Origin of the sequence: Microbacterium esteraromaticum (assembly GCF_900163815.1) — a bacterium.
Lineage (GTDB): Bacteria > Actinomycetota > Actinomycetes > Actinomycetales > Microbacteriaceae > Microbacterium > Microbacterium esteraromaticum_B.
This window is the reverse complement of sequence record NZ_FUKO01000041.1, coordinates 103,225-112,776: the sequence shown is the minus strand read 5'-3', so window position 1 is coordinate 112,776 and position 9,552 is coordinate 103,225. Positions and strand designations below refer to the sequence as shown.

Annotated in this window: 8 protein-coding genes; 4 read left to right on the top strand and 4 right to left on the bottom strand. The window is 66.9% G+C overall.

Annotation, left to right across the window (positions count from 1 at the left end):
* Positions 1–469, bottom strand: a 469-nt coding sequence (locus FM104_RS14800; RefSeq protein ID WP_087132989.1) for a PadR family transcriptional regulator, incomplete at its 3' end; no start/stop codon positions are given.
* Positions 466–1,305 carry a DUF4097 family beta strand repeat-containing protein gene (locus FM104_RS14795; RefSeq protein ID WP_087132988.1) on the bottom strand — a complete coding sequence of 280 codons (840 nt, stop codon included), beginning with the start codon at positions 1,303–1,305 and terminating at the stop codon, positions 466–468. The genes FM104_RS14795 and FM104_RS14800, both read right to left, overlap by 4 nt.
* Before the next feature lie 172 nt (positions 1,306–1,477).
* Here FM104_RS14795 and FM104_RS14790 point away from each other — a divergent pair, with 172 nt between their 5' ends.
* Together FM104_RS14790 and FM104_RS14785 are read left to right on the top strand one after the other, a co-directional pair.
* A complete protein-coding gene (locus tag FM104_RS14790) occupies positions 1,478–2,257 on the top strand; it encodes a MerR family transcriptional regulator (RefSeq protein ID WP_087132999.1) in 780 nt (259 codons plus the stop codon).
* Between the two features lie 50 nt (positions 2,258–2,307).
* Positions 2,308–3,690, top strand: a complete 1,383-nt coding sequence (locus tag FM104_RS14785) for a flavin monoamine oxidase family protein (protein WP_087132987.1) — start codon at positions 2,308–2,310, stop codon at positions 3,688–3,690.
* Here the strand turns inward: FM104_RS14785 and FM104_RS14780 are convergent, their stop codons facing one another.
* Positions 3,691–4,413, bottom strand: coding sequence for a Pr6Pr family membrane protein (locus FM104_RS14780; protein WP_087132986.1), 723 nt, complete (start codon positions 4,411–4,413; stop codon positions 3,691–3,693).
* 160 nt (positions 4,414–4,573) lie between these two features.
* Between FM104_RS14780 and FM104_RS14775 the strand changes: the two genes are divergently transcribed.
* Together FM104_RS14775 and FM104_RS14770 are read left to right on the top strand one after the other, a co-directional pair.
* Positions 4,574–5,161, top strand: a complete 588-nt coding sequence (locus FM104_RS14775; RefSeq protein WP_087132985.1) for a TetR/AcrR family transcriptional regulator — start codon at positions 4,574–4,576, stop codon at positions 5,159–5,161.
* 19 nt (positions 5,162–5,180) lie between these two features.
* The gene (locus tag FM104_RS14770) at positions 5,181–8,354 is read left to right on the top strand and encodes an efflux RND transporter permease subunit (RefSeq protein WP_087132984.1); all 3,174 of its coding nucleotides are present in this window, start codon (positions 5,181–5,183) and stop codon (positions 8,352–8,354) included.
* Between the two features lie 222 nt (positions 8,355–8,576).
* On the opposite strand, the gene FM104_RS14765 is transcribed toward FM104_RS14770, so the two are convergent.
* On the bottom strand, positions 8,577–9,494 hold the full coding sequence (locus FM104_RS14765) for an aldose 1-epimerase family protein (RefSeq protein WP_087132983.1): 918 nt from the start codon (positions 9,492–9,494) through the stop codon (positions 8,577–8,579).
* Positions 9,495–9,552 lie beyond the last annotated feature (58 nt).

Below are 9,552 nucleotides of genomic sequence, written 5' to 3'. Positions count from 1 at the left end.
CCGCTCGCTGCAGGTTCTCGCGGCTGGTGACACGCTCGTCGCTCATCCCGGCAGCGCGCGAGCGCTCCTTCGCAGACTTCTTCTCCTCGTGGGCAGCGGTGGCCAGGTCCGCACGCAGACTGCGCATCGCCTCCTGCACGCTCTGCCGCACCTCGCTGGCGATGAGCCGCACCGAGTCGGACAGCCCCTCCTCGATTCCCACCAGGTCGGACTCGCGATCAGCCAGCTCGGCGCGACCGGCGTCGGTGATGGCATAGATCGTGGTGCGGCCGTCGACGGTCTTCGACACCAGACCTTCTTCTTCGAGCTTTGCCAGCCGCGGGTAGATCGTGCCGGCGCTCGGGGTGTAAGTACCGCCGGTGCGGTCGGTGAGCGCCTGGATGATGCCGTAGCCGTGCTGCGGCGCCTCGGCCAGCAGCGACAGCAAGTACAGCCGCAGGTCGCCGTGCGAGAAGACGGCGGGGCTCATGATTCCCACTCCGCGTCGTCGGCGACCGAGACCCGCGGGCGCCGCAGCACAGTGATGCCACCCGACACCGAGTTCGCGCGCACGTCGACGAAGCTACCGGCGAGTTCGCCCTTCTGCCCGCTGTAGTTGCTGGGTCCGCCGCTCGAGCGCTGCTCGCCATCGACGAGCAGCTTGCCGCTCATGCTGCGCAGCACGTAGTTCGCCGGCAAAGTCTCGTCGAGCCGGATGGTGGTCGCGCCGGAGACGGTGTTGAGGTTCACCGAGTTGATATTGCCGATCGCGTCGACGAGCGTCGCGCCCGAGACGGTGTCGACGGTTGCTTTGCGCAGTGTGCCGGTGACCGCGACATCGCCCGAGACGCTGTTGGCCGTGATCGTGCCGACGAGCCCGCGCACCTGCACGTCGCCCGACACCGAGTTCACCGAGAGGTCGCCCGTGACGCCGTCGGCGATGAGGTCGCCGGAGACGGTGTTGAGTCGGACATCATTGCGGATGCCGGAGACCAGCGCTCCAGCACTGACGACGCCGAGCGTGAGGGCGATGGCACGAGGCACGGCGACGCTGATCTCGGCCTTCGGGCCACCGGCGCCGAAGTTGCGGAACACCTCGAGGAAGTTGTCCCAGCCGATCTGCGGGTGGTCGATCTCGATCTCGCCGTCGTTGGATTCGATGCGCAGATCCTTGATGGTGACGCCGTGCACCTCGATGCGGATGCCGGGTTCGTCGTGCGCGATGACATCGACCTGCCCGCCGACGAGTCCGACCTTGAGCCGTGATGCCGAGGCGATGTCGATGACGCGTTCTTCGCCGGGGGCGATGAGCCACTTCTCGGTCATTTCCGTTCTCTTCCTGATTGCGGCGATATCGAGATATATCGCGTTAGAGGACAGTAACACGATATATCGCGAGTTGGCATGAAAGTTTGCTGAGAACAGCTTGACCTTGACGCGACGTCAACTTCTAAAGTCGCAGTATCGAGATCAGATGACGAACGCAGAGGAGGATGCCATGGACTGGTCGATTCAAGAGATCGCCCGGCTCGCCGGCACGACGAGCAGAACACTGCGGCACTACGACGACATCGGCCTGCTCGCACCCTCGCGGATCGCGAGCAATGGCTACCGGCATTACGACCAGGCGGCACTCGTGCGCCTGCAGCGCATTCTGCTGCTGCGCGAGCTCGGGCTGGGCCTGCCGCAGATCGCGGCGGTGCTCGATCCGATAGCGGATGCCGTGACCGAAGCCGCGGCTCTCAAGACGCACCTCGCCTGGCTTCGCCAGGAGCAGGACCGGGTGAGACGTCAGATCGACTCGGTGGAATCCACCATCATCGCTTTGCAGAAAGGAACGACCCTCATGGCCGAGAACATGTTCGACGGCTTCGATCACACTCAGTACAAGGACGAGGTCGAACAGCGCTGGGGAAAGCAGGCCTACGCCGACAGCGACCGCTGGTGGCGGGGCATATCGCCCGACGACCGCGCGGCCTGGCAGCAGCGCGTCACCGACCTGAATCACGACTGGATCGCCGCCGCGGAGAGCGGCGCCGAACCGGCATCCGCAACACCGCAGGAGATCGCGCGCCGACACGTGCAATGGCTGAGTTCGGTTCCGGGCACGCCTGCTGCCGCTTCTGGCGCCGAGCTCAAGAGCTACGTGCTCTCACTCGCGGAGATGTACGTCGCCGACCCGCGTTTCGCCGCGAACTACGCCACGGGATCCGGCGGCACCACGGGGGCTGAATTCGTGCGCGAAGCTCTCGTCGTATACGCCGAGACGAACCTGTAGGCGCGGGGAGGCGGCGGGAACGCTGCATCCCCGGGTAGTCTGGCAACACGATGAGCATCACTCGCCGCACTCTTCTGCTCGGCGCCGGAACCGGTGCCGTCGCGATGCTCCTTGCCTCGTGCACGCCCGAGCCGACACCGGAGCCGACCAAGACGAAGAAGCCCGTGCCGAAGCCGACCGCACCGTCGAACGTGCCGTCCGCTGCCGGGTGGGCGCGCAGCACGTGGTCGACGGATCCGTACTCGTTCGGCGCTGCCAGCTATCTGCCTGCCGGCAGCGATCCGCAGCAGCGTGACGTGCTCGCCGACCCGGTCATGCAGCGACTTTTCTTCGCGGGGGAGGCGACGGATGCGGGCAACCCCGGCACGGTGCTGGGCGCGGTCGACTCGGGCCGCCGCGCCGGTCTGGCGATCGTCTCCGCAGCATCCGAATCCGAACGCGTTGCGGTTGTGGGCGCGGGCGCCGCGGGCGTCGTCGCCGCGCGGCTGCTGGCGGATGCCGGGCACACCGTGACCATCCTCGAAGCGCGCGAGCGCACCGGTGGACGCATCCTCAGCCAATCCGATGACGAATGGCCGATGCCCGCGCAGCTCGGTGCGTGGCTTCTCGGCGAAGCACAGGTCGATGCCCTGCACGACCGGCTCATCTCGATGAGCACTGACCAGATCAGTTTGGACTCGGCGACCGGCTGGTCGAAAGACGGCGAAACCGAGACAATCGATGGCGAGCCGATCGCGCAGGCCGTCGAGAAGGCCAGTGGACTTCCCACCGACGTGTCACTCATCGAAGCCCTCACGCAGAACGGCGCCGACCCCGAAGAGGCTGAGCTGACAGCCGCGTTGGCTTGGCTCTCGGCGACCACAGGCGTCGACCCTGAGCGCGCCTCCAGCTGGTATCCACCCGACTTCGCGCCAGACGCGCTCAACGGGCTGACGGGGGATCTCGGTGAGTTCATCAACGAGCACCTTGCCGACCTCGAGGTGACCCTCGCCTCGCCCGTGGTGCGCATCGCCTATGACGACCGCGGAGCGAGCCTGCGCATCGGCACCGGTGAGTCGCTCTCGTTCGACCGCGTCGTCGTCGCCGTGCCGGTGGGCGTCCTCCAGCAGCAGGGAATCGAGTTCGCGCCGGCACTGCCGTTCGCGCACCGGGGCGCGATCGCCGCCCTGGCATCCGGGTTCATCGAGACGGTCTGGATGCGGTTCGAAGAGCCGTTCTGGGATACCGAGGCGCTGATCTGGCACGTCGTCGGCGGTGGCGGTCTCATCCGCACCTGGCTGAATCTGCAGCCCGCGACCGGCGAGCCTATCCTCGTCGGCCTCGTCGGCGGTCAGGCCGCCGAGCAGTTCGCGTCGCTCAGCGATGATGACGCACAAGTGGCCGCACGCGAGTCGCTGGCCTTCTTCGCCCCGGAAGAGGAAGCCGACAACTGATCAGGCTCCGAGGGGTGGCGGCAGTTTTCTGACGCCCGACCGCGCGGCATCCGCTCGCTTACGCGGCAGTTTCCGCCAGATCGCGTGCGAGACCCCCTCAACCGTCGGGTGCACCCGGCTGAGCACCACGAGCCCCGATGCGACCAGCGCGAAGATCGCCAGGGCGATTGCCGAGGTGATCGCCATCTCAAGCAGTCCCGACACCTGTCGCGGGTCGAGGAAGTAGTACGGGTACCACCCGATCACCGCTCCCCTCCAGATCGTGAACACGCCCCACACGATCGGGTACAGCAGCACGAACGGCACGACCCGCCACGATGCCGCGCGCCGGCCGGGTCCGAATATCCACGCCACGATGGTCCACGCGGGAATGATGAAGTGCAGCATCACGTCAGACCAGGGCACCGTGATCGGGATGCCGCGCAGCCCCGCCTGCCAGACGATGAGCGCGAAAGCGAGGCCGGCCGTTATCGTCCAGCTCAGCACGAGGGCGCGGGCGGTCGTCATCCAGGCCGGATCCTCATCCTGGCGCAGCGCAATGATTCCGGCGACGATCGCGACCACAGCGAACGCGGTGTTCGACTGGATCGTCAGATACGCGAAGAAGTTGTCGCTGGCGAGGGTCTGCGAGCCCATGCCCCAGATCATCCGGTGCGTGAGCGCCGTGATGCATATGGCCGCGGTCAGCAGACGCAGCCAGCCGAAGATCTTTCTGGTCAGCACTCGCGGGTCGTCCTCCTGGCGGTCTGAGCTCCTTCGGGCGGAGGCGTGACCGATTCGTCGAGTCTACGTAACGATGGCCGGGTTCCTGAGTGCTGGCTCTCCCAGCATCCGCACATCACAAAAATGTACAAAAGTACATGTACAGCCGTCCAAGGAGATCATGACTGACCAGGTGCGCCGAAGGCGCGATCCGCACGCCCGCCGCCAGGCGATCGTGACGGCCGCGGCCGAGCTCATCACCGAGGTCGGCGTCGATGCCATCACGCATCGGATGGTCGCAGCCAGGGCCGACGTGCCGCTCGGCGCGACCACCCAGTACTTCGCGACTCTTGACGATCTGCGCGATGCCGCGCTGCACCTTCTCGTCGAGCACGTCGATGAGAAGATGAACGCGATCAAAACGGTTTTGACCGAGCGCGGAACCACTCCGGCCGTCCTTGCCGGGCTGCTGCAGGTCGCGCTAGCCGACGCGAGATCTGTCCAGGCCGACCGTGCCGTGGTCACCGCCGCTGTGCACGACCCCCGCCTGCGTGAGCTTGCGAGACACTGGTCAGATGAGTTCGCCGCATTTCTCGCTCCTTTGTACGGGCACGACCGTGCGCAGGCCGCAGCCGTCTTCATCGATGGTGTGCTCTGGCACGCGCAAATCCACGACGAACCGCTGGCTCAGCATCTCATCGAGAGTGCGCTGACCGGCATCCTCACCCCGCCACCCGCCGCGCACACCCGCGCCACCGCCGACCACTGACTAGCCCGAGAGAATCACCTTGTCGAACCTCGCCGTTCTGAGCCTGCGAAACCGTGCGCTCATCGCCCTCATCACGATCGTGGCCGCTGTCTTCGGAGGTCTCGCGCTGACGAACCTCAAGCAGGAGCTGATCCCCTCACTCGAGCTGCCGGCGCTCGTGGTCATGACCACGTATCCCGGTGCGTCGCCGGAGGTCGTGGAGAACGACGTATCGACCCCCATCGAGAACGCGATTCAGGGCGTGCCAGGGCTCGAATCGACGACCGCCACGAGCACCACCAACGCCTCAGTCGTGCAGGCGATGTTCACCTACGGCACGAACCTCGCCACGGCTGAGCAGAAGATGCAGCAGGCGATCAACCGCATCTCGTCTCAGCTGCCCGAAGATCTGGCGCCGCAGGTGCTGTCGATCTCGATCGACGACTTCCCGGTGATTCAGATCGCCGTCACCGGATTCGAGGATGCCGAGAACGCCCAGGCTGAGCTGGAGAACGTGGCTGTTCCTGCGCTGGAAGACGTCGAGGGCGTCAACGCGGCCGAGATCGTCGGCGGCGTCGGGCAGCGGATCACGATCACGCCAGATCCGGCGAAGCTCGCAGAGCGGCAGCTGAGCACGCAGGCGATCAGCTCGGCACTGCAGCAGAACGGTACGCTCTTCCCGGGCGGCAGCATCACCGAGAACGGTGAGACCCTGACCGTGCAGACCGGCGCGAAGATCACGTCGGTCAAGGAGATCGCAGCCCTTCCGCTCGTCGGAACGGATGCCACGATCGGCGACGTCGCCACCGTCGCTCAGGCGCAGGACCCGATCACCTCCGTCTCGCGCGTCGACGGCAAGGACGCGCTCTCCATCTCGATCACGAAGCTTCCCGCGGCGAACACGGTCGAGGTGTCACAGGGCGTGCTCGCCGCGCTCGATGAGATCGGCGAGTCATTTCCGGATGCTTCGTTCACGGTGATCTTCGACCAGGCGCCGTTCATCGAGCAGTCCATCGAGACGCTGGCGACCGAGGGGCTGCTCGGCCTCGCCTTCGCGGTGCTCGTCATTCTGGTGTTCCTGCTGTCGGTGCGCTCCACCATCGTCACCGCCATCTCGATTCCGACCTCGGTGCTCATCACCTTCATCGGGCTGCAGGCGTTCGGCTACTCGCTGAACCTGCTGACGCTGGGTGCTCTGACAATTGCCATCGGACGCGTCGTGGACGACTCGATCGTGGTGATCGAGAACATCAAGCGCCACTACGTCGGGGACGCAGACAAGGGCAGAGCCATCATTCTCGCCGTGCGCGAGGTCGCCAGTGCGGTCACCGCGTCGACGATCACCACGGTGGCGGTCTTCCTGCCGATCGTCTTCGTCGGCGACATGGTGGGAGAGCTGTTCCGGCCGTTCGCGATGACGGTGACGATCGCGATGGCCGCGTCGCTGCTGGTCGCACTGACGATCGTGCCCGTGCTCGCCTATTGGTTCCTCCGGCCCGGCAAGCAGCTGGTCGATGAGAACGGCAACGCGATCGATCCTGAGCATCCGGATGCTCCGCCCACCCGCCTGCAGCAGGCCTACCGGCCGGTGCTGAGCTGGACGCTCAAGCACTCGGTGACCACGGTCGTGCTCGCCGTCGTCGTGCTGGCCGGAACGCTGGCTGCCGCGCCGCTGATGAAGATCAACTTCCTCGGCGACACCGGGCAGAACACCATGACCGTCACTCAGGACCTCGGGCCGACCGCGAGCCTCGAGACGAAGACCGAGGCATCGCTCGACGTCGAGAAGGCCCTGCTCGACATCGACGGCATCACCCACGTGCAGGCGTCGATCGGCTCAAGCGGATCTTCGGTGCGCGACGCTTTCGCCGGCGGTGCGGGCGTGACCTATTCGGTGCTGACCGACAGCGGTGCCGACCAGGAAGCGCTGCGCGCCGACGTGCAGAAGGCCATCGACGGATTGAAGGACGCCGGCGACATCTCGGTAGGCGGTGCGTCCGGCTTCGGATCGACCGATATCGCGATCTCGGTGACCGCGTCGACCGGCGCCGACCTCACCGAGGCCACTGAAGCCGTCGTGAAGGAACTGAAGGGCCGGGAGGGGATCGGTGCGGTCACCGACAACCTCGCCGCAGCCCTGCCGTACCTCGCCGTCGTCGTCGATCGAGACGCGGCCGCTGCGCGCGGGCTTTCTGAGGCAGCCGTCGGATCGATCGTGTCGAACTCGATGCGTCCGCAGCAGCTCGGCTCGGTCGAGATCGACGAAACGGCGCTGACCGTCTACCTCGCTGCGTCGGAGCCGCCCGCCACCGCGGACGCCCTGCGCGCACTCGTGATCCCGACACCGGCCGGCCCGGTCGAGCTGAAGGACATCGCGACGGTCGAGGAGCGCCAGGGGCCCACGTCGATCACTACCGAGCACGGCAGCCGGACGGCGACAATCACGGTGCCGCCGGCATCCGACAACCTCGCCGTGGCGACAGCATCCGTCAACGACGCGCTCGACGCGGTCGCCCTGCCCGATGGTGCACGCGCCGAGGTCGGCGGCGTCGCCTCGCAGCAGGCCGATTCGTTCTCGCAGCTCGGACTCGCGATGCTCGCCGCGATCCTCATCGTCTACGTGGTGATGGTGGCGACCTTCAAGTCGCTGCGTCAGCCGCTGCTGCTGCTGGTCTCGGTGCCGTTCGCGGCGACCGGTGCGATTCTGCTGCAGATCGCAACCGGAGTGCCGCTGGGGGTTGCGTCGCTGATCGGTGTGCTGATGCTGATCGGCATCGTGGTGACGAACGCGATCGTGCTCGTCGACCTGATCAACCAGTACCGGCTGAAGGGGCTGTCCGCCCACGACGCGGTCATGGCGGGTGGTGAGAAGCGTCTGCGGCCGATCCTGATGACGGCATTGGCGACGATCTTCGCGCTCACGCCGATGGCGCTGGGCATCACCGGCAAGGGCGGGTTCATCTCGCAGCCGCTGGCGATCGTCGTGATCGGCGGCCTCGTGTCGTCGACCGTGCTCACGCTGATCGTGCTGCCGACGCTCTACAACCTCGTCGAGGGTGCTCGCGAGCGTCGTCGGGCCCGGCACGGCGGCGGGGCGGCGGAGTCGGCGGATGCCGATGCTCCTGATTCCCCGGATGCTGACGCGCCTGGCGCCACTCTCACGCGCCGCCAGCTGCGTGCCCGCAGCATCCCCGCCGCGAATCCCCTCGACTGATGCCGCCCGCCCCGCCTTTGGCATCCCACTAGCGGCCGCGGCTCCGCCCTTCCGGTCGCAATTTCTCCCGCTTCGCCGCCGCGTGGGCGGGAGAAATTGCGACCGGAGTGCGCGGGTGACGGCGCGGGCGGGAGAAATCGCGACCGGAGTGCGCGACCGGAGCGTGCGGGTGACGGCGCGGGCGGGAGAAATCGCGACCGGAGTGCGCGATTGAGGCGCGGGTCAGGCGAAGCGGATGCCCCAGGTGAGCGTCCAGGACTCGTCACGTGCGAGGCGACGTAAGCCGCGCCCCGAGTTGAACGCCTCGGCGGGAGCGGTCATCGGCTCGATCGCCACGACGAGCGGTTGTCCGGGGTAGCTGGTCGTCGTGTACGCCTGCACATAGTCGAGACCCTCGCCCTGGTGCAGCGTCACCGTGCGACCGTCCGGCGCGGTGAGGGTGGTGCGCACCTGCCCGTCGGCATCGCGGTGCAGGTTCGCGAATCCGCTGTCCAGCTGCACGTCGCCGAGGCGGGCCCCAGCGCGCAGATCGGTGCCGGATGCCACCGGCGATTCGCCGATCGGCAGCATCCGCTCATCGGTCTCGAAGTATGTCTCTGCCGGGAGTCGCAGCACGAGCTCACGCGCATCGACCCCGCCGATCGTGAGGAAGGGGTGCGTGCCGAGCGCGACGGCGGCGGCAGCATCCGACCGGTTGGTGAGCGTGTGCGTGACGTCGATTCCGTCATCCGTCAAGGCATACCGCACCGTCGTCTCGACGAGGTACGGATAGCCGGTCTGGGGCACGATGGTCGCCGCCAGCGTGACCGCGTCGTCGGACTGCTCGACGACCTCGTAGGCGGTGAAGCGCAGCAGGCCATGGCTGGCGTTGTGCAGTTTCGGCTCGGTGACGGCGAGGGCTCGGGTCATATCGCCGTCCTGCCAGATCCCGTCGCGGATGCGATTCGGCCAGGGTGCCAGAACGACACCCGAGCAGGAGGGCGTCGGCTGATCCTCCGGGTACGGCGGCACGATGTCGACGCCGTCGACCCTCAGATGCCGAAGCGAGGCGCCCACCTGCGCGATCTGCGCAGTGACAGCGCCGAGACGAAGGTGGATCTGGATGCCGGTGGGAGAGCTCGCTGCGTCGGTGGGGGACATGGTGCCATCGTAGGACCGGCACTCTCTCAGCAAGGTCCGGTAAGCTACCGCAGTCGGC

What these genes read in the sequence shown, in the direction of transcription:
- FM104_RS14775 (WP_087132985.1), top strand. Translation starts at nt 4,574, where the DNA reads ATGACTGACCAGGTGCGCCGAAGGCGCGATCCGCACGCCCGCCGCCAG.
- FM104_RS14785 (WP_087132987.1), top strand. Translation starts at nt 2,308, where the DNA reads ATGAGCATCACTCGCCGCACTCTTCTGCTCGGCGCCGGAACCGGTGCC.
- FM104_RS14765 (WP_087132983.1), bottom strand. Translation starts at nt 9,494, where the DNA reads ATGTCCCCCACCGACGCAGCGAGCTCTCCCACCGGCATCCAGATCCAC.
- FM104_RS14795 (WP_087132988.1), bottom strand. Translation starts at nt 1,305, where the DNA reads ATGACCGAGAAGTGGCTCATCGCCCCCGGCGAAGAACGCGTCATCGAC.
- FM104_RS14790 (WP_087132999.1), top strand. Translation starts at nt 1,478, where the DNA reads ATGGACTGGTCGATTCAAGAGATCGCCCGGCTCGCCGGCACGACGAGC.